Here is a 305-nt window from a genome sequence, read left to right on the forward strand (position 1 = left end):
TCCCAGTTTACCTGATGGCCTTCAACCCAGGTACGGGCCAATGAATCTAATGTACTCTCTGCTGATGAAGGGGTATGGGTACGGGTATAGTAACGGCCTGTCTCTCCTCGGTGGTAACGCTTCAGTTCTTCGATCAGACTGGTCATATCATCTGCGATCAATGCCAGACGTTCTGAAAGGGCTGCTCTACCCTGCTGTAGCGTATATGCTACGGAGGCCAGGGACAGCGATGCTCCACGGGTCGACAGGTACGAGGACAGCTGTAAACATTGGGCTGACAATGAGCTTTGTGTTCGGGCTGACAG

The 305-nt window shown here is 52.8% G+C and carries 1 protein-coding gene; it reads right to left on the reverse strand.

Annotated features, from left to right (window positions below):
* Positions 1-305 (reverse strand): KS-MAT linker domain-containing protein (locus E1163_RS30000; protein WP_185155855.1); only part of this gene is annotated, 305 nt, incomplete at both ends.

The sequence above is a fragment of the Fulvivirga kasyanovii genome, from assembly GCF_009711405.1.
In the GTDB taxonomy this organism is placed as follows: domain Bacteria; phylum Bacteroidota; class Bacteroidia; order Cytophagales; family Cyclobacteriaceae; genus Fulvivirga; species Fulvivirga kasyanovii.